General features: G+C 62.7%; 25 protein-coding genes. 12 read left to right on the top strand and 13 right to left on the bottom strand.

The genetic code is table 11. The annotated features are described in order from the left end of the window. Positions 1-3: 3 nt before the first annotated feature. On the bottom strand, positions 4-924 hold the full coding sequence (locus tag EN808_RS10230; protein ID WP_135915707.1) for an NAD(P)-dependent oxidoreductase: 921 nt from the start codon (positions 922-924) through the stop codon (positions 4-6). Positions 925-1,044: 120 nt separating this feature from the next. On the opposite strand from EN808_RS10230, the gene EN808_RS10225 reads away from it, so the two are divergent. The 9 genes from EN808_RS10225 (at position 1,045) to EN808_RS10185 (ending at position 9,398) form a co-directional block, all read left to right on the top strand. Then, entirely contained in the window at positions 1,045-1,620 is a 576-nt protein-coding gene (locus EN808_RS10225; protein WP_127278056.1) for a DUF4893 domain-containing protein, read from the top strand. 101 nt (positions 1,621-1,721) lie between these two features. Next, positions 1,722-2,504 carry a formyl transferase gene (locus EN808_RS10220; RefSeq protein ID WP_135915706.1) on the top strand — a complete coding sequence of 261 codons (783 nt, stop codon included), beginning with the start codon at positions 1,722-1,724 and terminating at the stop codon, positions 2,502-2,504. A 202-nt stretch (positions 2,505-2,706) separates the two neighbouring features. Then, complete coding sequence (locus EN808_RS10215; protein ID WP_127871527.1) at positions 2,707-3,009, top strand: virulence factor; 303 nt, start codon at positions 2,707-2,709, stop codon at positions 3,007-3,009. After that, entirely contained in the window at positions 3,002-3,598 is a 597-nt protein-coding gene (locus EN808_RS10210) for a methylenetetrahydrofolate reductase C-terminal domain-containing protein (RefSeq protein WP_135915705.1), read from the top strand. Before EN808_RS10215 ends, EN808_RS10210 begins: the two co-directional genes overlap by 8 nt. Beyond that, on the top strand, positions 3,595-4,686 hold the full coding sequence (locus tag EN808_RS10205) for a methylenetetrahydrofolate reductase (protein ID WP_127278052.1): 1,092 nt from the start codon (positions 3,595-3,597) through the stop codon (positions 4,684-4,686). The genes EN808_RS10210 and EN808_RS10205 overlap by 4 nt, the downstream gene beginning before the upstream one ends. A gap of 80 nt (positions 4,687-4,766) precedes the next feature. Continuing rightward, positions 4,767-5,741 carry a methyltetrahydrofolate cobalamin methyltransferase gene (locus EN808_RS10200; protein ID WP_135866672.1) on the top strand — a complete coding sequence of 325 codons (975 nt, stop codon included), beginning with the start codon at positions 4,767-4,769 and terminating at the stop codon, positions 5,739-5,741. Continuing rightward, on the top strand, positions 5,692-7,821 hold the full coding sequence (locus EN808_RS10195; RefSeq protein WP_135915704.1) for an ASKHA domain-containing protein: 2,130 nt from the start codon (positions 5,692-5,694) through the stop codon (positions 7,819-7,821). The genes EN808_RS10200 and EN808_RS10195 overlap by 50 nt, the downstream gene beginning before the upstream one ends. Before the next feature lie 178 nt (positions 7,822-7,999). Further along, positions 8,000-8,185 (top strand): hypothetical protein, encoded by a 186-nt coding sequence (locus EN808_RS36270; protein ID WP_167531375.1) that lies wholly within the window; start codon positions 8,000-8,002, stop codon positions 8,183-8,185. A 232-nt stretch (positions 8,186-8,417) separates the two neighbouring features. Further along, on the top strand, positions 8,418-9,398 hold the full coding sequence (locus EN808_RS10185) for an alpha/beta hydrolase (RefSeq protein WP_127871532.1): 981 nt from the start codon (positions 8,418-8,420) through the stop codon (positions 9,396-9,398). On the opposite strand, the gene EN808_RS10180 is transcribed toward EN808_RS10185, so the two are convergent. Then, positions 9,399-10,298 carry a LysR substrate-binding domain-containing protein gene (locus tag EN808_RS10180; RefSeq protein WP_015317416.1) on the bottom strand — a complete coding sequence of 300 codons (900 nt, stop codon included), beginning with the start codon at positions 10,296-10,298 and terminating at the stop codon, positions 9,399-9,401. A gap of 219 nt (positions 10,299-10,517) precedes the next feature. Between EN808_RS10180 and EN808_RS10175 the strand changes: the two genes are divergently transcribed. The 3 genes from EN808_RS10175 to EN808_RS10165 all read left to right on the top strand — a co-directional run bounded on the left by EN808_RS10175 (position 10,518) and on the right by EN808_RS10165 (position 12,531). Continuing rightward, on the top strand, positions 10,518-10,703 hold the full coding sequence (locus EN808_RS10175) for a hypothetical protein (protein ID WP_127280941.1): 186 nt from the start codon (positions 10,518-10,520) through the stop codon (positions 10,701-10,703). A 350-nt stretch (positions 10,704-11,053) separates the two neighbouring features. Then, positions 11,054-11,188: a hypothetical protein gene (locus EN808_RS37595; RefSeq protein WP_127281166.1), complete on the top strand. Its 135-nt coding sequence runs from the start codon at positions 11,054-11,056 to the stop codon at positions 11,186-11,188. 404 nt (positions 11,189-11,592) lie between these two features. Beyond that, a complete protein-coding gene (locus tag EN808_RS10165) occupies positions 11,593-12,531 on the top strand; it encodes a GlxA family transcriptional regulator (RefSeq protein WP_348630721.1) in 939 nt (312 codons plus the stop codon). Positions 12,532-12,568: 37 nt separating this feature from the next. Here the strand turns inward: EN808_RS10165 and EN808_RS10160 are convergent, their stop codons facing one another. The 11 genes from EN808_RS10160 to EN808_RS10110 all read right to left on the bottom strand — a co-directional run bounded on the left by EN808_RS10160 (position 12,569) and on the right by EN808_RS10110 (position 25,365). After that, positions 12,569-13,354 carry an ABC transporter ATP-binding protein gene (locus EN808_RS10160; protein WP_135915703.1) on the bottom strand — a complete coding sequence of 262 codons (786 nt, stop codon included), beginning with the start codon at positions 13,352-13,354 and terminating at the stop codon, positions 12,569-12,571. Then, complete coding sequence (locus tag EN808_RS10155; protein WP_127279859.1) at positions 13,351-14,124, bottom strand: ABC transporter permease; 774 nt, start codon at positions 14,122-14,124, stop codon at positions 13,351-13,353. The genes EN808_RS10160 and EN808_RS10155 overlap by 4 nt, the downstream gene beginning before the upstream one ends. Before the next feature lie 68 nt (positions 14,125-14,192). Continuing rightward, a complete protein-coding gene (locus EN808_RS10150) occupies positions 14,193-15,143 on the bottom strand; it encodes an ABC transporter substrate-binding protein (RefSeq protein ID WP_127279860.1) in 951 nt (316 codons plus the stop codon). A gap of 113 nt (positions 15,144-15,256) precedes the next feature. Next, positions 15,257-16,105, bottom strand: coding sequence for a DUF1194 domain-containing protein (locus EN808_RS10145; protein WP_189343743.1), 849 nt, complete (start codon positions 16,103-16,105; stop codon positions 15,257-15,259). 94 nt (positions 16,106-16,199) lie between these two features. Beyond that, a complete protein-coding gene (locus tag EN808_RS10140; RefSeq protein ID WP_135915702.1) occupies positions 16,200-18,761 on the bottom strand; it encodes an FAD-dependent oxidoreductase in 2,562 nt (853 codons plus the stop codon). Between the two features lie 149 nt (positions 18,762-18,910). Continuing rightward, on the bottom strand, positions 18,911-19,669 hold the full coding sequence (locus EN808_RS10135; RefSeq protein ID WP_127277688.1) for an FkbM family methyltransferase: 759 nt from the start codon (positions 19,667-19,669) through the stop codon (positions 18,911-18,913). Further along, positions 19,666-20,898, bottom strand: coding sequence for a hypothetical protein (locus tag EN808_RS10130; RefSeq protein ID WP_127277687.1), 1,233 nt, complete (start codon positions 20,896-20,898; stop codon positions 19,666-19,668). Before EN808_RS10130 ends, EN808_RS10135 begins: the two co-directional genes overlap by 4 nt. 21 nt (positions 20,899-20,919) lie before the next feature. Continuing rightward, complete coding sequence (locus EN808_RS10125) at positions 20,920-22,383, bottom strand: aspartate aminotransferase family protein (RefSeq protein WP_189522139.1); 1,464 nt, start codon at positions 22,381-22,383, stop codon at positions 20,920-20,922. Positions 22,384-22,452: 69 nt separating this feature from the next. Beyond that, positions 22,453-23,460, bottom strand: a complete 1,008-nt coding sequence (locus EN808_RS10120; RefSeq protein WP_127277685.1) for an NAD(P)-dependent oxidoreductase — start codon at positions 23,458-23,460, stop codon at positions 22,453-22,455. Beyond that, positions 23,457-23,891: an EamA family transporter gene (locus tag EN808_RS10115; RefSeq protein ID WP_127277684.1), complete on the bottom strand. Its 435-nt coding sequence runs from the start codon at positions 23,889-23,891 to the stop codon at positions 23,457-23,459. Before EN808_RS10115 ends, EN808_RS10120 begins: the two co-directional genes overlap by 4 nt. Positions 23,892-24,015: 124 nt before the next feature. After that, positions 24,016-25,365, bottom strand: coding sequence for an FAD-binding oxidoreductase (locus EN808_RS10110; RefSeq protein WP_135915701.1), 1,350 nt, complete (start codon positions 25,363-25,365; stop codon positions 24,016-24,018). Between the last annotated feature and the right edge of the window lie 2 nt (positions 25,366-25,367).

Here is a 25,367-nt window from a genome sequence, read left to right as displayed (position 1 = left end):
GCTTCAGGCAGCTTCTTCCGCCGCCAGCGCCGTCAGCACATCGGCAAAGCTCGTCCTGCAGACAAAACCCAGCCTGTCCCTAGCCCGCGACGCGTCATAGACCCGGTCGATCGAGGAAAACATCGTCCAGCCCTTGCGCGCATAAAGGGCGGGAAATTCGGGATAATAACGCGCCACGACCGATGGAGCGTCGGCGATCAAGTCCGCGCAATCATCGGGCTGGAACGGCGTTGGCGCACAGACGATGAAGATGTCGAAGCCGAGCTCCGGCGCCTTCTCCAGGGCCGCGACATGCGCCCGCGCCGCGTCGTCCACCGTCAGCCGCCGAAACAGCAATTCGTTCGCCTTGGTGTTGGCGTCCGACTGCTCGATCGCATGCGCCATGTCGTCGGCTTCGGGAAAGAAGCGGGCCGTGCGGAGCACAACCACCGGCAGGCCATGCTGAAGATGGTAGAGGCGGCAAAGATGTTCGGCCGAGAGCTTGGTCACGCCATAGATGTTGCGCGGCTCGGGCGACATCGCTTCCGTCAGCCACGCCGCCCTGCGCGCACCGCCCTTGAAGCCGTCGCGTATCGCCTGCGAGATCATCAGCGAGGTTGTGGACGTAAAGACGAAGCGTTGCACATTGGCCGCCACCGCCGCATCGAGCAGGTTTAGCGTGCCTTGCACGTTGGTCGCGATGAAATCGCTGTTGGCATGGCTTTCTATGTTGGGCTTGTGCAGCGCGCCGCTGTGAATGATGGCCTCGATCCGGTTTTCCCCAACGGCGCGCATGACGAGGTCACGGTCGGCAATCGAACCGACGATCCGCGTTTCGGCCGACGGAACGGGATCGAGGCCGGTGACGTCATGTCCAAGCCCGCGCAGGCGTGGCGCCAACGCGCTTCCCAGCCAACCCGATGATCCCGTAAGCAAGATTCGCATTCGTCACACCATGAATTTCGATCGTGACGCTGTTAAGCATGGATGACAGGCGCCAGCGACCCGGTAAGTTATGCACCAGACGGCAGCGGCGCCGTTCCAGACAAAACAGGGAATCCTTCGATGAACCTCCGCCCCTTGCTTGCCGTTGTCGGCCTGCTCTGCTGCTCCTTGCCCGCCCTTGCCGACGGTCAAGTGCAGAAACTGATCACCGCCTCCGACAAGGCGCGGCTCGACAAATATGGCGACACCCGCAAGGCAGCACTCGCCGAGGCAAAGGCGGGCAAACCCGCCGAGGTCAAGCAACTCGACGCGCTGCTGGCCAAGCCGCTGGTCGCCTTCTCCGACAAGGATCTCACCGGCAACTGGCGGTGCCGCACGATCAAGGTCGGCGGACTGAGCCCACTCGTCATCTATGGCTGGTTCAAATGCAGGGTGACCGATGATGGCTCCGGCTGGCGGCTGGAAAAGATCAGCGGTTCGCAGCGCACCCAGGGCCGCTTCTTCGACGATGGCGACAAGCGCTCGATCTATCTTGGCTCCGGCTCCGTCAACGACGACCGGGCAAAGCCCTATGGCAGCGGTCCGCAGACCGATCAGGTCGGTTACGCCTTCCGCAACAGCGCCAAGGAATGGCGCATCGAATTCCCCGCGCCATATTACGAATCGAAGCTCGACATCATGGAGTTCAAACGCTGACCGGCCTTCATGTCCTGGTAAGGCTTCCGGCATACCAAGGATTAACCCGCCTGCCGTAAGGTCCGGCCACGTCAGCCGGTCCTTGGAGCATGGCAAGATCAATGGCAGCGTCGGGATCCAATCCGCGACCGATTGTAGTCGTTACCGGCGGCGGTGCGCATGTCTGGGCCATGATCAACGATCTCGCCGACCGCGTCGGCCCTGTCAGCGTCGTCCTCGAAATCCCTGAATCTAAAAAGCAATTGCTGCATGGCCGCGCCCGACGCCAGGGCTGGATGTCCGCCATGGGTCAGCTCGGCACCATGGTGCTGAGCAGGCTTGGCAAACGGCTCAACGTCAAACACGCCGCCCGGTTGATTGCCGAGGAGAAGCTTGAAACGGAACCGCGGCAAGGCCAGGTCATCGTCCATGTGGAATCCGCCAACGGGCCGGAATGTCTGCAGGCGATCGAGACGATCAAGCCCGGCGTCGTGCTGTTGAACGGCTGCAGGCTGATTTCCAGCGAGATGCTGGCCAAAATGCCTTGCCCGGTGCTCAACTATCATGCCGGCATCACGCCGAAATACCGCGGCATGAATGGCGGCTACTGGGCATTGACGTCGGGCGATCCGCAGAATTTCGGCACGACCGTCCATCTGGTCGATGCGGGCGTCGACACCGGCGGCGTGTTGAAGCAGGTGCGCGGCAAGCCCAAACAAGGCGACACCATCTCTAGCTATGCGCTGCGCCAGGCGGCGTTTTCGCGCGACATCTGCGTCGAGGCGGTCAGCGATGCGCTGGCCGGAAAACTCGCAACATTCGATCCAGGGCTGCCATCGAAACAGTGGTACCACCCAACGATCTGGTTCTACGTCTGGACAGGGCTGAGAACCGGCATCTGGTGACGCATCCAGCCCCGCAAACAGCGCAAACTCCGCCGCCATACCACTGCATTGACCCCGTCGCGACATGGGTCGCAAACGAATAAACCCACCTTTCATTTTACGACATCCAAATGCGTCGCTTTTGAATGCGCGCGCGTCGTCCCATAACAAGCAGCCTTACGACGCTTGCGGCAATGCTCGGAATATCGAGGAGCGAGAATTCATGGCCGATCTTATCGTCGTCTACTGGCGCGACATCCCTGCCCAGGTCATCGTCAGGAAAGGTCGGCAGAACGCCAAGCGCGAATTGCCGTTGCGCTTCACCGAAGCCATCGACATGTGCGCCATGCGCACCGGCGCCGGTGGCACCGACGACTATCTCGCCGAATGGCGCAAGGCCGAACCGGTTCCGGTCGGTGACGATCTCGAAGCCGAGGTCGAAAAGGCTTTCCACGAGCTCGACGCGAAATACGACCGCGAGCGGCTGGTCGCTCTGGTCAAGGCGGGCGGGAAAGAAAATGTCTGACGAGAACCCGACGGTTACCCAAGCCACGTTGGTCAAGAAGGCTGCGGCGAAATCCGACTACAAGCCGGCCGACGTCTCACCGCAGCGCCGCGTGCAGCGCTCGTTCGCGGTGAGATTATGGTCCATTCGGCACTCGCGCCTGCTCGAATGGTTTTATGCCCGCTTCGCCGACATGTTCCTGCTGCTGCATCCCTTGTGGAAAGGCATCGGCTATGGCCGCGTCGAGGCCCCGGTGAAATTCATCGAGAAGCGCGTCAAGGGCTTTATGTTCGACTGCCGCATGTGCGGCCAGTGCATCCTGTCCTCCACCGGTATGTCTTGTCCGATGAACTGCCCCAAGCAGTTGCGCAACGGCCCTTGCGGCGGCGTGCGCGCCAACGGCAATTGCGAGGTCGAGCCCAATATGCCCTGCGTCTGGGTCAAGGCTTGGGAAGGTTCGCAGAACATGGTCAACGCCGACAGGATCCTCACCGTGCAGAAGCCGGTCGACCAGTCGCTGCGCGAAACCTCGGCCTGGCTGCGCGTCACCGCGCAGGCGGCGGCAACCCGCGAAGCCGCTGCCGCGCCAAAGACCGGAGCCGCCGCATGACCGGCCGTCAGCGTGACGAGAACCCGGCCGGCATTCACCTGCCGCTCGATCCCCTGCCCGGCCACACCTCGCGCGGCCGGCTGGAGCGCGTACTGCGGCGCGGCGAATTCGCGGTGACCACCGAGCTCAACCCACCCGACAGCGCCGATCCCGAGGATGTCTACAACAGGGCGAAGATCTTCGACGGCTGGGTCGACGCCATCAACGCTGTCGATGCGTCCGGCGCCAACTGCCACATGTCGTCGGTTGGTATTTGCGCGCTGCTGACCCGCATGGGCTACGCACCGATCATGCAGATCGCCTGCCGCGACAAGAACCGCATCGCCATCCAGGGCGACGTGCTGGGCGGCGCTGCCATGGGCGTCGCCAACATGCTGTGCCTGACCGGCGACGGCGTCCAGGCCGGCGACCAGCCGGGCGCCAAGCCGGTGTTCGATCTCGATTCCATGTCGCTGCTGGAGACCTGCCGCATCATGCGTGACAACGGCAAGTTTCTGTCCGGCCGCAAGCTGACGACGCCGCCGCAGCTGTTCCTGGGCGCTGCCGTCAACCCGTTCGCGCCGCCCTTCGACTTTCGCCCGATCCATCTCGGCAAGAAGATCGCCGCCGGTGCGCAGTTCGTGCAGACGCAGTATTGCTTCGATGTGCCGATGTTCAAGACCTTCATGCAGAAAGCGCGCGATCTCGGCCACACCGAGAAAGTGTTCATCCTGTGCGGCGTCGGCCCCTTGGCCTCGGCCAAGACGGCAAAATGGATCCGCTCCAACGTGCCGGGCATCCATATTCCGGATGCCGTCATCAAGCGGCTGGAAGGCGCCCAGGACCAGAAGAAGGAAGGCAAGCAGCTCTGCACCGACATCATCAACGAGGTGAAGGAAATTCCCGGTGTCTCGGGCATCCATGTGATGGCCTATCGCCAGGAGGAATATGTCGCCGAGATCGTCGATGAATCGGGCGTGCTGAAGGGCCGCCAGCCATGGAAGCGTGAAATCCGCCGCGACGACCAGATGGTCGCCGACCGGCTGGACCGCATCCTGCACGAAGATATTACAGAAACCCAGGTGGACATGGTGAAGACCGCGCATTGACCCGCGCGGAACGCACCATTCGCTTGATCGACAAGAGATAACGATATAAAGAACTCTTTATATCACGACGGAGAGATTTCATGACCCGGACCATCGTCGCCTCGGCGACACGAGAAATCATCATCGGCTTCGACCAGCCCTTCTGCGTGATTGGCGAACGCATCAACCCGACCGGCCGCAAGAAGCTCGCCGCCGAGATGGTGGTTGGCAATTTCGAGACCGTCATCAAGGACGCGCTGGAGCAGGCCGCCTGCGGCGCCACCATGCTCGACGTCAATGCCGGCGTCACCTCGGTCAACCCGAACGAAACCGAACCTGGTCTTTTGGTGCAGACGCTGGAAATCGTCCAGGGCCTGGTCGATCTGCCGCTGTCGATCGACAGTTCCGTCACCGCCGCGATCGAGGCCGCGCTGAAGGTCGCCAAGGGCCGCCCGCTGGTCAACTCCGTCACCGGCGAGGAGGAGAAACTCGAGGCCATCCTGCCGCTGGTCAAGAAATACAACGTGCCCGTCGTCGCCATCTCCAATGACGAGACCGGCATTTCGATGGATCCGGACGTGCGCTTCGCCGTCGCCAAGAAGATCGTGCAGCGCTGCGCCGATTTCGGCATTCCGGCGCACGACGTCGTTGTCGACCCGCTGGTCATGCCGATCGGTGCGCTTGGCGATGCCGGCCGCCAGGTGTTCGCGCTCTTGCGCCGCCTGCGCGAGGAGCTCAAGGTCAACACCACCTGCGGCCTCTCCAACATCTCCTTCGGCCTGCCGCACCGCCATGGCATCAACGCCGCATTCATCCCGATGGTAATCGGCGCCGGCATGACCTCGGCGATCATGAACCCGGTTCGCCCACAGGAAATGGAAGCCGTGCGCGGCGCCAACGTGCTCAACGGCACCGACGAGAACTGTACCAACTGGATCCGCACCTACAAGGACTACAAGCCGGCCGAAGGCGGTCACCCGGTGGCGGCGCCGACAGCGGTCAATGCACCGGGCGAAGGCGGCGGCAATGGCGGCCGCCGGCGCGGTGGCCGTGAAGCCCGGATGGGCCGGGGATAAGCGCGCAATCGTGAATTCACCTGCAAACATTACCGATCCGCTCGTGCTGTTCATGCCGTCAGGCAAGCGCGGGCGGTTCCCTGTCGGCACGCCCGTGCTCGACGCCGCGCGTCAGCTCGGCGTCTATGTCGAAAGCGTGTGCGGCGGGCGCGCCACTTGCGGGCGCTGCCAGATCGAGGTGCAGGAAGGCAATTTCGCCAAGCACAAGATCACCTCTTCAAACGACCACATCTCGCCCAAAGGCCCCAAGGAAGAGCGCTACGAACGCGTGCGCGGCCTGCCCGAACGGCGCCGCCTCTCCTGCTCGGCGCAGATCCTCGGCGATCTCGTCATCGACGTGCCGCAGGACACTGTCATCAACGCGCAGACCATCCGCAAGGATGCCGACACCAGGGTGATCGCCCGCGATACGGCAATCCGCATGTGCTATGTCGAGATCGAAGAGCCCGACATGCACAAGCCGCTGGGCGATCTCGACCGGCTCAAGATCGCGCTGATGAAGGATTGGGGCCTCAAGAACCTCGAATTCGACTTCTACCTGCTGCCTCAGGTGCAGGGCATATTGCGCAAGGGCAACTGGACCGCCACCGCCGCCATCCACAAGGATGCCGACAGCGACATAGCGCGCGTCATCGCGCTATGGCCGGGCCTCAAGAACGAGGCCTATGGCCTGGCCTGCGACATCGGCTCGACCACCATCGCCATGCATCTGGTGTCGCTGCTGTCTGGCCGCGTCGCTGCCTCGTCCGGAACGTCGAACCCGCAGATCCGCTTCGGCGAGGATCTGATGAGCCGGGTCTCCTATGTGATGATGAACCCGGATGGCCGCGAAGGCATGACGGTTGCTGTCCGCGAGGCGATCTCCAGCCTCGTCGACAAGGTCTGCGCCGAAGGCAACGTCCAGCGCAACGACATCCTGGATTCCGTCTTCGTCGGCAATCCGATCATGCATCACCTGTTCCTCGGCATCGATCCGACCGAGCTCGGCGGAGCCCCCTTCGCGCTTGCCGTCTCGGGCGCCATTCGCATCAAGGCCTCCGACATCGGCCTCAAGCTCAACCAGGGCGCGCGCCTCTATATGCTGCCTTGCATTGCCGGCCATGTCGGCGCCGATGCGGCGGCGGTGACGCTGTCGGAAGGCCCGCATCGCCAGGACGAGATGATGTTGATCGTCGATGTCGGCACCAATGCCGAGATCGTACTCGGCAATCGCGCGCGTGTCGTGGCTGCCTCCTCGCCCACCGGCCCGGCCTTCGAAGGCGCCGAAATCTCAGGCGGCCAGCGGGCAGCGCCCGGCGCCATCGAGCGCGTGCGCATCGATCCCGACACGCTGGAGCCGAAATACCGCGTCATCGGCTCGGAACTGTGGTCCGACGAACCCGGCTTCCTCGACAGCGTGCAGGCGACCGGCGTCACCGGCATCTGCGGCTCCGGCATCATCGAGATCGTCGCGGAAATGTATCTCGCCGGCATCATCTCGGAGGACGGTGTCGTCGACGGTTCGCTTGCCGCGCGCTCGCCGCGCGTCGTCGCCAACGGCCGCACCTTCTCCTACGTGCTGAAGGAAGGCGAACCCAAGATCACCATCACCCAGACCGACGTGCGCGCCATCCAGCTTGCCAAGGCTGCACTCTATGCCGGTACCAAGCTGTTGATGGAAAAGCAGAACACCGAGCATGTCGACCGCATCCATTTCGCCGGCGCCTTCGGCTCCTTCATCGATCCGAAATACGCCATGGTGCTCGGCCTGATCCCCGACTGCGACCTCGACAAGGTTTCGGCCGTCGGTAACGCCGCCGGTGCGGGCGCGCGGATGGCGCTGCTCAATCGCGGCTACCGCCGCGAGATCGAGGAGACGGTGAGCCAGATCGAGAAGATCGAGACAGCGCTGGAACCGAAATTCCAGGAGCATTTCGTCTACGCCATGGCGCTGCCCAACAAGGTCGATCCGTTCCCGAAACTGTCGGCGGCGGTGAAACTGCCGCCACGCAAGACGGTGAGCGAGGACGGCATCGCCGGCGACGCCGCGCCGCGCCGGCGCTCGCGCGAGGGCCACGCGGCACGGCGCAGCCGCGAATAGGCCCGCCGGCCCCTCCCTCGATTTCATTTGTATGCAAATGTTTCCGGATCGAACCGATCCGGAAACCGAAACGCTGCTTCCGCGAAATCCATCCGATACATGGCAGGCGCATTTACCCCGCATCGAACGGCGGCCGAGGATAGTCCTTGGCCACGGCCGTTCTTCAAGGGAGATGAAAATGTCGATGTTCGAAAATCTCGGCCGCTTCGGTGTGACCATCAGGCAAGCCCATGCCAGGAACAAGGCGATCCGCGCGCTGAACAGCTTGCCGGCGCATGTCCAGAAGGACATCGGCTGGCCGGCATCGCCGCCGAACGATCCGCAGGTGACGCTCGCCTCGCTGCTTCTGGGTACGACGCGCTGATGACGTTCGCCGACAAATGCAAATTGCTCGGCATCCGCCGGGGATCTCGCACATCCCCGGTGGCCACCAGCAACCGATTGCGCGCGGCGCTTTTGCCGCGGCGCCGACGACAGCGCGCGGATCACACCAGCGTGTGGGCACAGCGTAAATCTTGACATTTTCGGCCAAGGCACGATCTTCGCTTGGAGGGGGAAATCTCTTAGTCGGCTGCCGCCGAAGTTCGTGTCTCCGCATGCCAAGTTTGAAAAGCCACGTCGTATCCTTCGTGCTCAGGCACAGCCGCAAGCAGGCCTTTTCCAGCCCGGAAAACTTGCGGCGCTGGATCGCGGCCGCGCGCAAAACCGAGGATCACCATCCACCGGCCGCGCTGCAGCAGCGTTACGACATCCAGACGCGCAGCGTGGACGGTTTCCCGGTCTACGAAATCGCCCCCCGGGCCGGAGAGCACAAGCGAATTCTCTACCTGCACGGCGGCGCCTATGTCTTTGAGATCACGCCCTATCACTGGTATCTGATCGCCGACATGGCCGACCGGCTGGGCTACGGCATCACCGTGCCGATCTATCCCATCGCACCGGAACACGATTTCCACGCCATGTTCGGCATGGTCGGCAATGTCTATCGCCAGATGATCGAGGAGACGGAGGCGGAAGAGATCATCTTCATGGGCGATTCCGCGGGTGGCAACATGGCGGTGGTACTGACCATGATGGCGGCGGAAGAGGGCCTGCCCCTACCCTCGCGCCATGTGCTGATTTCACCCGGGCTCGACGTCTCGCTCGCAAACCCCGAAGTGTTCGAGGCGGAGCGAAACGACCCATGGTTGGGCATTGCCGGTGGGCGGGAGGCAATCCGGCTCTATAGTGCCGGCATGGATCCGGCAGACTGGCGCATCAGCCCGGTCTATGGCGATCTGTCGGTGTTGCCGAAGACATTGCTCCTGACGGGCTCCCGCGATCTTCTCACACCCGACAATCTGATCTTCGCACAAAAAGCCCGCGCCGCCGGTGTCGAGGTGGAGCTGGTCTACGAGGAAGGCATGTTCCACGTTTGGCCGCTGATTGACATGCCCGAAGCGCGGCGCGCGCGCCAACACATCGTTGCTTTCCTCAACGAGAGCCCTTCGCCGATCGTTCAAGGCACGGCGGCAAGGTTCAAGGCGCCCTCCGCGGAGGCTGCGGAGCAGCGCCTCCAGTCCGGGTATCCCGGATAATCAGAACTTGCCGGTTTCCCGGAACACTTCGAAGGTCGCGCGGATGTGGTCGGCGACGGCCTTGACCGGCGCGCTGGCGTCCGGCGCCACCACCATGGCAAGATTGTAAGTGCCGATATCGGGCATGCCGTCCTTCGGGCAGAGTTCGACCATGTCATTGCCGAGGAACGAACGCGGCAGCGGCGCGACCGCGAGGTCGGCCATGATGGCGGCGCGCTGGCCGGCCGTATGGGCGCTCATGTAAGCGACGCGGTAATTGCGGCCCTCGCGGCCCAATGCCTCGAGCGCACCGGCCCGCCAGGCGCAGCCTTCTTCCCAAAGCGAAACCGGCAAAGGTTCGCGCAGATGCGCGCAGCCACCCTTGGCGCCGGCCCACACGATCGGCTCGGTCAAAAGCACCTCGGCGCCGAGCGCGCTGGTCTTGTACGAGTTCGTCAACAGCGTGATGTCGAGCGCCCGGTCGTCCATGCGGCGGCGCAGATTGCTGCTCTGGTCGATGGTGACGTCGACGGCGATCGAGGGATGCGACTGCGCGAAACGTTTCAGCACATGCGGCAGCACGCGCTCGCCATAGTCATCGGGGGAGCCCAGCCGCACAACGCCGACAATATCGGGGATGATGAACTTCGACACCACCTCGCGGTTGATCGACAAAAGCCGGCGGGCATAACCGAGCAGCATTTCGCCGTCCGTGGTCAGCGTTACCGAACGCGCATCGCGCGCGAACACCGAGCGGCCGAGAATATCCTCCAGCTTCTTGATCTGCATGGAGACGGCCGACGGCGTGCGGAACACCGCATTGGCCGCAGTGGTGAAACTGCCGGTCTCGGCAATCGCCACGAAAGTGCGCAAAACGTCGAGGTCGAGCAGCGGCAGCGGATGATTGAGTGGGGCGTTCATGGCGATCAGCCTTCAATTTTTCTGATACAAAGCATCATTCCATTTCGTTTGATTGAACATCAGATCAGGAGCATAGTCAACTCCATCGAAGCAGCATGCTGCCAAAAGCGGTCACCAAACGACCACGGCGCAGACCTGCATTCGGCATGAAATGAAGCTGAAACAGACCTGACGTAACGCATTGCCGGCGCCTCCCGCGCCGCCGCAAAGGAGATCGAAATGTCTATCCTGTCGTCCCTCGGCCGCATCGCGACCGAATTCAACGCGGCCCGCGCCCGCTACCAGACCGAACGCGCCATCCGTTCCCTGCCGATCGAGTTGCAGAAAGATATCGGCTGGCCGGAAGCTTCCGACGCCAAGACCGGCATTCGCAATGGCGTCGGATCCTGGGCTGGAGCAAAGTAGATCGTGTGTACCCCGTGCTGAAGGCCTGCCGCGCAAACCGCCCGGCAGGCCTTCTCTATTTTATTTGCATTCAAACGAATTCAGGAGCCATGCCGCCGCTGCATGGCGCACATGAGCAAGCCGCATAGCAGCTCGTTTTTGAAGCTAACCGTCTGTAAATATTCGTAAATATTGGGCACGACAGGTTCACTCTGCCCAAATTTGTCGCATTTGGTGTCGCTTTTCATATCAAGCGCTTCGCTTTTGCGATTTAGTTTCCGCTCACACAAGCCTATATCACCGTCAGCAAACGAGCTGCCCCACTCCATCAAGCGAAGGCGACCCGTCTGAGCAACCGATTGGAGATGATCATGAAGCTTTTTGCCCGCCTCTTCGCCCGCCGCGAAATGAACCTGACCACGGCGCTCGAGCGTCAGCGCCTCGCCAAGACCATGCCTGGCCAGACCGGCGCCATGGCTGCGGCGCGCCTCGGCTTCGTCGCCTGAATAAGACTAGTTCCAGGAAAATCGTGTAACGGTTTTCCGTTCGGGACTGCATAGAAACACAAAATACCTCCAGAGCCGCGCTCCCCTGCCACGGCTTCAGAGTTGACTGCCGCCGCTTCGGTCCGCCGAGGCGGCGTTTATTTTGTTGCGCTTCCATCGTCTTTTCACAACCTGACGGTGGCCTGGTTTGAGCAGCACCGCGCGGCGATTGCCCATTTGCGACCCATGTCGCAAATTTAATCTTGCCAAAGCCACCTAGCCGATTGACAGGAATGGTTTTTCCTGATGACGCTATGCTATTCGCGACATCCTGTTCGCGTCATGGCCAGATGAGGTTCCCCGTGAACGCCGTCAAGCATCCGATCAAGCGGTCGTTTGTGTTCTTCCTTGTTCCCGATTTCACCATGATCGCTTTTGCGACCGCGCTGGACCCGCTGCGCTCCGCCAATCGGATGCTCGGTTACGAGGCCTATCGCTGGCGCCTTGCCAGCATCGACGGCAAGCCGGTGCGCGCCTCCAACGGCGTCGAATGCGCCGTCAACACCTCGCTGGAAGAGGAACGCAAGAAGATGGCGGGGCCGGATCGTCCCAACATGGCCATCGTCTGCAGCGGCATCAATGTCGAACGCTACCAGAACAAGTCGGCCTTTGCCTGGCTGCGTGAGGAATACAATCGCGGCGTCGCGGTGGGTGGCCTGTGCACCGGTGCGCATATCCTCGCCTCCGCCGGGCTGTTGTCGAACAAGCGCTGCGCCATCCATTGGGAAAACCTGCCGGGCTTTTCCGAGGCCTTCCCGAAAGCCAATGTCTTTGCCGACCTGTTCGAGATCGACCAGAACATCTACACCTGCGCCGGCGGAACCGCCGCGCTCGACATGATGCTGAAGCTGATCGGCGACGACTTCGACGAGAACCTCGTCAACCGCGTCTGCGAGCAGGTGCTGACCGACCGCGTGCGCAGCCCGACCGACCGCCAGCGCCTGCCGCTGCGCGCCCGGCTTGGTGTGCAGAACTCGAAAGTGCTGACCATCATCGAACTGATGGAGGCCAATCTGTCCGAGCCGCTGTCGCTGATCGAGATCGCCGACCATGTCGACCTGTCGCGCCGCCAGATAGAGCGCCTGTTCCGAACCGAGATGGGACGCTCCCCTGCCCGCTACTATCTCGAAATCCGCCTCGACCGCGCAAGGCATCTCCTGATCCAGTCGTCGATGCCGGTGGTCGAGGTGGCGGTCGCCTGCGGCTTCGTCTCGGCCTCGCATTTCTCGAAATGCTACCGCGAACTCTATGCCCGCTCGCCGCAGCAGGAGCGCGTCGACCGCAAGCAATTGCTGGCGGCCTGACCCAAACCATACGCGCGGACGACCGAACCGTGAGCGGTTAGTGCACGTCCGCGGTCCGCATCGCCTCGACGCGGATGTCCTCGGTCAGCCGCGCCTTCAACGCCGAGAATTCCGGACTGGTCTTGAGCGTGTAGTGGCGCGGATGCGGCAGGTCGATGGCGACATCCGACTTGATGCGGCCGGGCCGCGCCGTCATCACGATCACGCGCGAGGCCATGAAGATCGCCTCCTCGATGTCGTGGGTGACGAACAGCACCGTCTTCTTGCGCCGTTCCCATATGCCGAGCAGCAATTCCTGCATCAGTCCGCGCGTCTGGTTGTCCAGCGCCCCGAACGGCTCGTCCAGCAACAGGATTTCCGGATCGTTGGCCAGCGCCCGGGCGATCGCCGTGCGCTGCTGCATGCCGCCGGAAAGCTGCTTCGGCCAATGGTTCTCGAACCCTTTCAGGCCGACGAGATCAACATAGGAGGCGACGATCCCGTCCCGCTCCTCTTCGGCCATGCCGCGTTCGCGCAAGCCAAAGGCGATATTTTCGGCGACCGTGAGCCAGGGAAACAGCGTGTAGGACTGGAAGACCATGCCGCGGTCCGGTCCCGGTCTCGTCACCGCCTTGCCGTCAAGCAGAACGCGGCCTTCGCTTGGCGCCTCCAGACCGGCGACGATCCGCAACAGCGTCGACTTTCCGCAACCCGACGGCCCCAGAATGGTGATGAAGTCATTGGCCGCGACCGCCAGGTCGACCGGCATCAGCGCCCTGACGGGTTCTGCGCCTCGCACGCCGGCAAAGGTGCGCGACACACCCTCGATGAGAAGCTTGCTCACGCCAGGCTCCACGGAAAGAGCCAGCGGTTGAACGCCTTGAAAGCGAAGTCGGACAACAGCCCGATCAGCCCGATGACGATGATGCCGAAGATGATCTGCCCCGTCGCCAGCCGCGACTGGCTGTTGATGATCATATAGCCGATGCCCGACGACGAGCCGATCAGTTCGGCAACGATGACGTAGGTCCAGGCCCAGCCGAGCACCAGCCGCAGCGTCTCGGCGATTTCGGGCGCATTGGCCGGCATGATCACCCGCTTGACAATACTGTTGTTGGTCGAGCCCAGCGTATAGGCCGCCTCGACCAGGTCACGCCGCGTTGATCCGACCTTGACAGCAATGATCAGGATGATCTGGAACACCGAGCCGACGAAGATGACGAGCAGTTTTTCCAGTTCGCCAATGCCCGCCCACAGGATGAGCAGCGGAATGAAGGCCGATGCCGGCAGATAGCGGGCGAAGGAGACGAACGGCTCCAGAAAGGCTTCCACCGGCTTCCAGGCGCCCATGGCGATGCCGAGCGGCACGGCGACGACCGAGGCCAGCACAAAGCCGCCGAAGACCCGCCAGATGGTGATCAGTATGTCGAGCCAGAAACGATCCTCGACCAGCAGCCGCCAGCCATCCCGCAGCATCGACAGCGGATCGGCGAGGAAGATGCGGTTGACGTTGCCACCAAGCGTGATCCAGGCCCAGAAAACCACGAACAGCACGAAGAAGGAAATGCCGAGCACTGTTCGCAGGCCCGGCGAGACAGGATGCAAGGGGCGCATCTTCGTCCTTTGTCAGCAGGAAGGCGGCGGCGCTCTGCGCCACCGCACGGTATCCAGGGGTTGAGCCGTCAATTCGCCACGGCGCTGGTGTCGGCCAGCGTGGCGACGTCGGGCGCCTCCTTGATCAGCCCCATCTGCAGCAGCAGGTCGCCGGCGGTCTTGGAAAAGTCCTGGAATTCCTTGGTGAAGAACTGCTTGTTGTCGGCCTTGTCGGCCCATTTCAGGTACTTCGCCGAATCCTCGAATTCCTTGGCCGACTGTTTCACGTCGGCGCCCATGATCTCGTAGGATTTCTGCGGATCTTTCTTGATCAGGTCGAGCGCATCGAAATAGCTGTCGGCAAGCGCCTTGGCGGCGTCGGGATTGGCCTTGAGGAATTCGGGCGTGCAGCCGACCGTATCGAGAACCATCGGATAGTCGAGCGTGGTCGCCAGGATATGGCCCTGGTCGGCCTTGTCGCGCACGGCCGAGATGAAAGGCTCATAGGTAACAGCCGCGTCATTCTGGCCGGCGAGGAAGGCTTGTGCCGCCGCGTCAGGCTCGAGATTGACGACCGTCACGTCCTTGGTCGACATGCCGTTCTTGTTCAGCACCCAGGCCAGCATGAAATAGGGCGACGTTCCCGGCGCGGAGGACGCTACGTTCTTGCCCTTGAGATCGGCGACGGTCTTGATGTCGTTGCGCACCACGATGCCGTCGGCACCATAGGATTTGTCGAGCTGGAAAATCTGCTTGGTGGTCACCCCGCTGGCGTTCCAGACCAGCCAGGTCTCGACCGTGGTGGCGGCGCATTGCAGGTCGCCGCTGGCGATGGCAAGCGGCCGGCTGGCCTGCGGCACCTTCTTCAAGGTCACGTCGAGTCCATGTTTCTCGAACAGCCCTGCCTGCTTGGCGAGTGTCAGCGGCGCGAAGCCGGTCCAGCCGCTAATGCCGATGGTGAGTGACGTGGCGGCCATCACCGGAGCGGATAAGCCCGCGGCAAGCGTCAATGTCGCGGCAAATACGGTTATCCTGTTCATATCAGTTCCCCTTTGTTTTTCTGGGGGAAATTGTTCACAGAGGCCGATGGGCTTGTCAATCAACAGGAACGTGTTCGCGCGGAAAGCAGCCGACAACCCGGTTTGGGATTGCCCTACCGGCTGTCGGGCATCCAGTTGCGGTTGCGCCACATTTTCTCGCCGATCTGGCAGTCGGCGGCGGACTTGTCCTGCGCCAGCACCACCGGCGGGTGATCCGCCTCCGCCGCCGCCCATTGCGGTGACGCTGGGCCGGCAAGCTCCAGCACCAGCTTGCGGCGGATGGCTTCGGGAAATTGCGTCCAGTCGTTGACCGGGATCATGAAGGCGCCGGCGCCGCCGATGACGCAATCACTGTAGTAGCGGTCGAGATCGTTGACGTCATAGACGCCGGAAAAGCCGCCTCGGGTCATCAGCGGCAGGCCGTTGATGACGATGCCTTGCCTGACCACCCCGTCGCGGACGAGATTGACCGGCGCGCCCTGGTTGTTTGGCCCGTCGCCCGAAATGTCGATGACGCGCTTGGTTCCCTGGTAGCCGCTTTCGGCGAAAAGGTCGCTGCCGAACTCAAGCGCGCCGGAGATCGAGGTGCGCCGCGCGCTGTTGGGCGGCTGGGCCGACAATTGCGCCACCACCCGCTCCGCGTCGGCCCGGGTCGCGATCACCGTCCACGGCACGATGACGCGTTGCCAGCTGGTGCCGGCCCATTCGACATAGGTGACGGCGATCTTGCCATAGGCGCCATCGGCGATCGCCTGCAGCACATTGTCATGCGTCAGCGCCGCCGCGTAACCATGGCGCTGAATCTCCAGCTCCTCCGCCGACATCGACAGCGAAACGTCCACCGCCAGCACCAGCTCGACATCGACCGGCTCGTCCGCGCGGGACGTTGGCGCCAGCCAGAGCACCAACGCCAGTGCAGCAGAGGCGGAAAGCAGATGTCTTGCGCAGGGCAAACCAGACATTGCGCAAGGGTAAGCGAGAATCGTCCACCGAAAAAGAGAAAAGCCCGGCCGTGGTCGGGCTGATCCAATCTATGCGAGCCCTACCGCTGGGCGATCAGCTCCGCGGCTTCAGATTTTCCGGGTCGTAAAGCGGCCTGTAACCGACGCCGGCGACTTCGACCGGATAGGTCTCGCCGAAATACTCGACCATGAGCTTGCGGCCCTCCTGCGCATAGGCCCAGGGCAGATAGGCGAGCGCGATGTTCTTGCCGATCGTCGGGCCGTAGGCGACCGATGTGGTGAAGGAGCGACGGCCGAGTTCGTCGACCAGCGTTTCTCCGCTCTCCGGGTCAATCACCGGCATGATGCCGACGGGATAACGGGCAACACCCCTGGAATCCGTATTCTCGGTCATCACCAGCGTGCACAGCATGGCCGGCTGATGCGCGCGTTCGCGGTATTCGACATGCTTGGCCTTGCCGCAGAAATCGTTCTCCTTGACCTTCGGACGGGCGAGATCGGCCTCCAGCAGATTGTACTCGGTCAAGAGGTCGGCATTCTGCAACCGCAGGCTCTTTTCCATGCGGCGGGTGTTGGCATAGGTCTCGACACCGAACGGCATGACGCCGGTCGAGCGCAGCGCGTCCCAGACGGCGAGGCCATCCTCGTAGCGCATATGCAGTTCCCAGCCTTGCTCGCCGACATAGGATATGCGGAACGCGGTGACATCCTTGCCACCGATGCGGACCGGCTTGATGGCCGCGAATGGAAAATTCTCCGGTGAAAGCCCATCCGGGTTCTCGACCACCTTTTGCAAGGTGGTGCGGGCGTTCGGCCCCCAGATGCCGATGGTGACGTACTTCTCGGTCACATCGGTGATGGTGACATCGAACCCTTTGTCCTGAGCCGTGCGGCGCATGTACTGGAAGTCGCGCGGCCCGGCATCGGCGCCGTCGATCAGCCGGCAGCGGTCGGCCATGCGGATCACGGTGAAGTCGGCGCGCACCATGCCTTCCTCATCGAGGAAGTGGGTGTAGATGCCCTTGCCGATGTTGTTGTCGCCGCCGATCTTGGCCGCGCACAGCCATTCCAGCAGTGCGACATGGTCGGGTCCCTCGATGTCATACATCGAGAAATGCGAGAGGTTGACGATGCCGCAATCCTCGCTCATCGCCAAATGCTCTGCGTTCGAGACGCGCCAGAAGTGGCGGTTGTCCCACTCGTTCTCGCGCACGGGCACCCGGTTGCCATACTTCTCGAGCAGATGCTCGTTGGCGGCGTAACCATGCGCGCGCTCCCAGCCGCCGAGCTCCATGAAATAGCCGCCGAGTTCCTTCTCGCGCTCCCAGAACGGCGAGCGCCTGATGTTGCGACCCTTGGAGAAGGGCTCGCGCGGATGCACCGCCGGATTGTAGACCTTCATCGCCGTCTCGGTGCAACGATCCCAGATGAACTGTTCCTTCGTCTGGTGCGGATAGAAGCGCGCATAGTCGATGGCGTGATGGTCGATCTCGGTGCGACCGTCGGTCATCCAGTCGGCAATCAGCTTGCCCATGCCGGGGCCATCCTTGACCCAGATGGCGACGGCGTACCAGAGACCCCTCACCTTCTGGCTCTCGCCCATCGACGGCCCGCCATCGGCAGTCACCTGCAACAGGCCGTTGAAGGAATGGCCTTCGTTGTAGCCGAGTTCGCCCAGAATCGGCGTCAGTTCCATGGCGCGTTCCAGCGGCGCCAGGATCTGCTCCATGTCGAGATCGCGCTGCGACGGCGACAGCCGTGCCTGGTCCTTCTCAAGCAGATCGCGCGGGTGGCAGAGGCGCGGATTGGTCTCTTCGTAATAGCCCCATTCGATCTGGCCGCCCTCGGCGGTCTTGGGGTCGCCGGTGTCGCGCATATAGGCCGAGTTGCCCTGGTCGCGCAGCAGTGGCCAGCCGATCTCCTTGCCGGTGCCGGCAAACTCGGTGTAGGGCCCGAAGAAGGTCAGCGGATGGTCGATCGGCATGACCGGCAGATCCTCGCCGACCATCTCGGCGATCAGCCGTCCCCAGATGCCGGCGCAGACGATGACATAGTCGGCCTCGATCGTGCCGCGGTCGGTCACCACGGCGCTGATGCGGCCGTCCTTGACGACAAGCGACTTCGCCGGCGTGTTGGCGAAGGATTTGAGCTTGCCGGACGCTTCCGCCTGGTCGACCAGCTTGCCGGCAACGGTCTGGGAGCGCGGGATGACGAGCCCGGCGTCCGGATCCCACAGGCCGCCCTGCACCAGATCCTCTTCGATCAGCGGGAATTTTTCCTTGATCTCGGCTGGTTCGATCAGCCGGGCGCGCGTGCCGAAGGCCTTGGCCGAAGCGATCTTGCGCTTAATCTCGTCCATGCGGCTGTCGTCGCCGACGCGGGCGACCTCGAGGCCGCCGACACGCGCGTAATGGCCCATCTTCTCGTAGAAATCGATCGAATAGAGCGTCGTCCAGCAGGACAGGAAATCGTGGCTGGTGGTGTAGCAGAAGTCCGACGCATGCGCGGTCGAGCCGATATCGGTCGGGATGCCCGACTTGTCGATGCCGACAATGTCGTCCCAGCCGCGTTCGATCAGATGATGAGCGATCGATGCACCGACAATGCCGCCGAGGCCAATGATGACGACCTTCGCCTTTTTCGGAAATTCTGCCATTGCCCGCGACTCCAAGTGCTGTTGCGGGCGGCGTCGGCGCCCGTTTGATCGGCGCACAATATGCAGGCGGCGGGCACTGCGCTACCGCCTGTTTGCGACACGCCACGGATGCGGCGCGACCCGTCGTGGCTCAGGAAAAACAGCTACCGTCAGGCAAACGCCCAGACGTCCTCGGCCTGGAAGCCGACCTGGTAGCCGGCGGTCTTCAGCTTGACCACGACCTGGCCGATTTCCAGGGCGGGCAGCGCACCGACCTCGATCTTGATCATGCCGGGACGGTAGCGCTTGAGGTCGAGCTGTTCGAAGACGATCCAGTCGGCGCCTTCGCAATCGACGAGGAAGGCGTCGATATGGCTGACGCCGTTGCGGTCGAGCAATGTCTGCAAGGTCTCCGACGGCACCTCGATGTCTTTCAGATGCGGCGCGAACTTGTTGAAGTTGGCATCGGCCTCGCCCCAGGCGTTCTTGCCCGACATCAAATTGGTGTCGGTCACCGACGAGCAACCGATGAACTCGATCGGCAGCGTGCCGGCCTCCAGGGCAGCGGCATCGAAAGTGTGGACGGTGATGGTGCCCTTGGTCCTGGTCACCGCCACAGGCTCGATGATGAAGCGCTCCGTATCTGGATAGTTGGCGCGTAGCCGCTTCTGATTGTACGGGATCGGCTCGACCAGCACGGCGCGGGCCCTTGGGATGCGGTGCAGCCAGGGCGTCACGTCATCGAACAGCGCGCCATCGCAGGCGCCGACATTGACCATCTGGAATGGCCGGCCGCCAACACCGAAATGCGCCCTCAGCGCCGCCTTGACCAGGAATTTGGTGCCGCGCAGTGACGGCCCGCGATCGAGCAGGCCGGCGGGAAGGCCAAGCGACAGGGCAATGCGCGCCAGGCTGGAAACCGAACTCATGATTTGTCTCCGGGAATGACGTGCAAGGCGGCGCGATGCTGGCCACGGGCGACCGCCGCCCACAGTTCCATGAAGGGCGGTGCCAGCAGCAGGAATGGCGGGATCAGATGCGGGAAATAGATGCGCGTATCGTGGATCGGAAAGACGGTGAATTTGGCTAGCGCGCCGAGCACCAGCGCCGCGAACAGGATACCGGCGCGGCGATCGAGCTTGAAGCCGGCACGGCTCGCCGCATACCAGCCGGCCAGCGCCAGCACCGAAACGCCGATCCAACTGTTCAGGTTGACGGCGCGCAGCAGCGACGTGGCGAACGCCCTGAGATAGGCGATGACCGAGAAGGCCGGCTCGAACCCGTCCATATTGTAGTGCTGTTCGATGCTGGAGAACCAAAGATGCGGCCACCAGCCGGGATGATGGGCCCAGTGCGAAATGGCGAAATAGGCAATTAAGGACGCGGCAAAGCCGGCCAGCGCGCCCCATGCCTGCTGCCGGAAGACGACCAGCAGCACAGCGAAAACAGCAAGGAAAACAATATTGTCCGGTCGCACCATGAAGGCGGGAAAGAGCAGGATCGCCGTCGCCGCCTCGCGGCCTCTGACGTAGGCGTAGAGCCCGCCGAGCAGCAGCGCCGAGGTGAGCAGATCCGGCGTCGAGGCGCGCGCCGCATCGCCGAAATCGGCCATGATCAGCACCGCGCCGACCACCGGCGCCAGGGCCAATGCGTTTTGCGAACGCAGCCAGAGCAGCGTGATCGCGCCGAACAGCAGTGCCGAAAACACCTGCACCAGACGCATCGCCTCGACCGGTGACATCACCCCGCTCAGCGTCGACAGGATTTCGGCATAGAGGAACTTGATCCGGTACATGCCGAGCAGCGAATGGAAGTCGGCGGCGTTCTGCGCCATGTGGCTGCGGAAGCCGCCGCCATCGTCGGTCAGCGCCTTGTAGTCGCCGGCCGAGACACCCGATTTGACGGTGTCGTAGGTATAGTCATGCAGCGCTTGCGCATCGGGGTAGGTGCTCTCCTCCGATATGGCGAGATAGGGCAGCATGTCCCAGTTGGCGTCGGGCATCACCCAGGCCGTGAACGCCGTCAGAAGGATATAGAGCGCGAAAGCCGCGGCGCCGATCGGAGCCGCCAGCCGCGCATAAGTTCCCTCACCCCACGCCAGGCCGGCCTCGACGAGCCGGTCGAGTGGATTCTTTGCAGAGGGCGACTTGGTCAGCATGACAGTGTTCAGCGAACCTCGTTAACGGACTTGGCTTTTGACGAAATCCTTAACGATCGCCACGATGCCGCGCGACAAAAGGCTGTCGAAGGCGTCGACGAAGCGGTCGACATGCTCGCGCTGGCAGATCAGCGGCGGCTCCAGCCGGATGACGTTGCGGTTGTATTCGGTGAAGGCGACGAGCACGTCATAGTCGCGCAACAACAGCGCGCCGACGAAGCCGGACAGCGAGCCCTTCAGCTTGTCGTCGAGCACGCTGACGATGGGGCGCAGTACCATAGGCAAGGTCTGCGAGAAGTCGTGGAACTCCAGGCCAATCATGAAACCCTTGCCGCGCACGTCCTTGATGATCTTGGGGTATTTTTCCCTGAGCGCCTGCAGGCGCTGCAGCAGGTAATCGCCGGTAACGGCGGCATTGTCGATCAGCCCCTCGTCGTAGAGCACGTTGATGCCCTCGATCGCGGTGGCGCACGCCTCGCCCATGCCACCGAAGGTGGCCATGGCATGGATCATCGCCGTCTTCGGCGTGCCATAGGCCTTCATGTAGATTTCGCGGCGCGCAATCATCGCGCCGACCGCTGCCTTGCCGGCGCCAAGCGACTTGGCCAATGCCGTCACGTCAGGCACGACGCCGTAATGCTCGAAGGCATAGAAGCGGCCCGAGCGGCCATAGCCGCACTGGACTTCGTCGGCGACCCACAGCACGCCATACTGGTCGCACAGCGCCCGCAGCTTTTGCCAGTATTCAGTCGGCGCCTGGATGATGCCGCCGCCGCCCTGGATGGTTTCCAGCACGATGACGCCGACTTCCGGATCGGAGCGGAACAGGCGCTCCACGGCTTCGATATCGGCGAAGGGAATGCGCACCGTGTTGTCGGCCATCTTGAAGTCGGCGCGATAGAGCTGGCCGTCGGTGATGCCCAGCACACCCTTGGTCTTGCCGTGGAAGGAATTCTCGGCATAGACGATCTTCGGCCGCTTCGGACCGGCGGCGCGCTCGGCGAGCTTCACCGCCGCTTCCATCGCTTCCGAGCCGGACGAGCCGAGGAACACCATATCGAGATCGCCAGGCGAGCATTTGGCGATGTTGTGCGCCAACGCGGCCGCATATTGCGACATGAAGGCGATGGCGATTTCCTGCCGCTTTTCCTCCTGGAATTTTTTGCGGACTTCCAGAATGCGCGGATGGTTGTGGCCGAAGGCCAACGAACCGAAGCCGCCGAAGAAATCGAGGATCTTGCGGCCGTTCTGGTCGATGTAGAACATGCCCTCGGCACGCTCGATCTTGATCTTGTGGAAGCCGAGCAACTTCATGAAATGCAGCTGGCCCGGGTTGAGATGCGCCTTGAACAGGTCGGTCATCCCTGCGACATCCATCGCCTTGGCCTGCTCGACGCTGATCAGGTCGGGCTTGGCGATGGTGGCGGGCGACAGCGTCGGCGCGCTGACCAGGGTGCGCGTATTCGTCTGCTCCGGCTTGGCCATGACGGTCATTTCAATCTCCTGTCAGCGCTCCGACCAGCGTCGTGCGCAATAAGCTGTGTTGGCAGGCCGCTATTCGCCGGGCACATGTTTGGTGGCGACAGCGGGACCTGCCTTCTTGGCGCGGTATTCGCTGTAGGCGGCGATCAGCATGTCCTCGTCGCGGTATTGCGGCACCCAGCCGAGCTGGCGCTCGGCCTTGGATACGTCGAGCACGCATTCCTCGTCGGCGATCAGATATTGCTCGGGATCCATGATCGGCAGGTTGATGAGATCGAGCAGGTCGAGCGTGCGCTTGACCGCCCAGCCGGGCGTAGGCAGCAGGATCGACTTCGAGCCGGCATGCCGGATCAGGTCACCGAGCAATTTTCTCACCGGCGGCGGGTTGAGCGAGCCGAGATTATAGGCCTCGTTGGGCACACCGGCCTTCCAGGCCGCGCGTGCGGCCTCGGCGCAGTCGAACACCGAGATGAATTGATAAGGGTTGCGGCCCGAACCGATCATCGGCACCGGAAAACTCCAGTCGATCAGCTTGAACAGCTTTTCCAGGATGCCGAGCCGGCCGGGTCCGATGATCAGGCGCGGACGAAACAGCGAGATCGACATGCCGCGCCTGCGCCATTCGGCGGCCAGTTCCTCGGTCTTCTGCTTCGACCAGCCATATTCGCCGAGCGGCGCGACCGGATGCTCCTCGGTCATCGGCTGGGTGACCGTGTGGCCGTAGATCATGTCGGTCGTGTAGTGGACAAGCTTCGGCGCGCCAGCCTTGTCCATGGCCTGCATGATGTGCTCGGTACCGTGGACGTTGACCGGAAAGAAGAAATCGTGCCGCTTGGCACGCACCTGGATCGGCGACAGCATCTTGGCCGACAAATTGTAGACCATGTCGTCGGCTTTCAGCCCGACCGCGGCAACCGAGCCCGGGTCGGTGACGTCGCACTTGATGAAGCGGACATTGCGGTAATGCGCAAGGTCGCTCTTGGCGATGTCGACGACGACGACTTCCTCACCATCGGCCACAAGCTTCGGCGCAAGGTGGCGGCCGACGAAGCCGTCACCGCCGAAAATCACATGTCTCATCGAACGATCTCGTTTGCCTGTATCTTGTCGGAGGTGATGGACGCGCTCTGCTCCTCATGCCCTCGCCCACTTTGCGCGATCAGCACCGTGCCGACGCAGATGCAGGCGATGCCGGCGATGCGCCAGCCGTTGAGATCCTCGCGGAACACGAAATAGGCGAAGATCGCGACGGCGACGTAAGCCAGGCTGAGAAACGGATAGGCAAAGGAGAGTTCGACTTTGGAAAGCACATAGAGGTGCGAGACCATCGAAATGACGAAGGTGCACAGGCCAAGGAAGACCCAGGGGCTGAAGACGATCTGCAACAGCTTGATCAGCGGATTGGTGCCCTCGAACGAAATCGGTCCGAGCGACATCATGCCTTGCTTCAGCATAAGCTGCGCGGCGGCATTGGTCATGACCGTAAAGAGAATGAAGACGATATATTTCATTTCAACCCGCCACCCCCGCAATATCAGGTAATGCAAACCTGAAAAGATTTCGTGAACTCACGAGACTATTTTGAGCAAACCTTGCCGTTAAGCGCTCAGAAACCATGATTCATTCCAATTTTATCTATTCGGCCGCCTCGGCGCCGCGGCGCCTGTGGTCGATGCTCCCGGCCGTGCGCGCCCAGAAATCGGACATGAAGGCGGGATCGCGCAACGCTTCCAGTCTCGGCCAGTCGGGGAACGAAGCGCTGAAGGTCGCAGCCGACATGCGTGCATCCTTGTAAGGGTTGACCGCCCCGCCGGCCGCGATGGTCATGCGGTCGAGCTCGCCGAGCAGGGCAAGCGTCGCCGCTCCCCTGTTGGGGAAGTCCAGCGTCAGCGTGTAGCCCGGCCTCGGGAACGACAGCAGTGCCGGCGAGCGGACTCCGCCGAAGCGCTTCAGGACGGTGAGGAAGGACCCCTGCCTGGCCTGGCGGGCAGCCGTCAGCAATGCCGGCACGATCGCGCGCGCCGCCTCTTCCGGGACCACGCTTTGATGCTGGAACAGCCCCTTCGGGCCATAGAGCCTGTTCCAGTCGCGTACACCGTCGAGGGGGAAGAAAAAGCCCTGGTACTCGACCTGACGTGGTACGATGGCCCGGCCCTTTTTCCACCTGTAGGCAGCGTTGAACGCGGTCAGGAACGGCCGGTTGAGCACGTTGAAGGGCGGCTGGAACGGTACGGAAAATTTCGCGTTTGCAGGCGCGGCCGCGTGCGAGCCATGCTCGGCGTGGTTGCCGGTAAACAGCAAGCCCCGTCCGCTGTCGCGGCCACCGGCAAGTTGGTCGATCCAGGCGACGGCATATTCATTGGCCTGGTCCGCAGCCTCGGCGAGGTCGAAATATTCGCCGAGATCGCGAAACCGCGCCGTCTTTTCGATGATGTCGAGCGACGGAACCCGCATCAGCCGGATCGAGGCCGACAGGATCAGGCCGGTGAGGCCCATGCCGCCGATGGTCGCCCGAAACAGGCGCGGATTGTCAGTCGCCGAGCAGCGATAGCTGCGCCCGTCCGACCGCAGCAGGGTGAAGCTTTCCACATGGCAACCGAACGAGCCGCGCCGGTGATGGTTCTTGCCATGAACATCGTTGGCAATGGCGCCGCCGAGCGTGACGAATTGTGTGCCGGGGACCACCGCTGGAAAGAAACCGTGAGGCGCGGCATGTGCAATGACATCCGCGAGCAGCACACCGGCATCCGCTTCGAGCAGGCCGCTCTCGGCGTTGAAGCCGCGAATGCGGTTCAGGGACCGCATGTCGATGACCGTGCCCGCCTGGTTCTGGCAGGAATCGCCATAGGACCGGCCATTGCCATAGGCAAGCAACGATGCTTGCCTGGCCTGGCCGCCTTTCAGCAGTGCAATGGCGTCATCGGCATGCATCGCCCTTGCCGCAGGCGGCGTGGCAAGGCCAAAGCTCTGGAAGCGTTCGGCCATGC

It is taken from the genome of Mesorhizobium sp. M8A.F.Ca.ET.165.01.1.1 (assembly GCF_004792065.1).
In the GTDB taxonomy this organism is placed as follows: Bacteria; Pseudomonadota; Alphaproteobacteria; order Rhizobiales; family Rhizobiaceae; genus Mesorhizobium.
The sequence above is the reverse complement of the archived record's forward strand: the minus strand, read 5'-3'. Positions and strand labels throughout refer to the sequence as shown.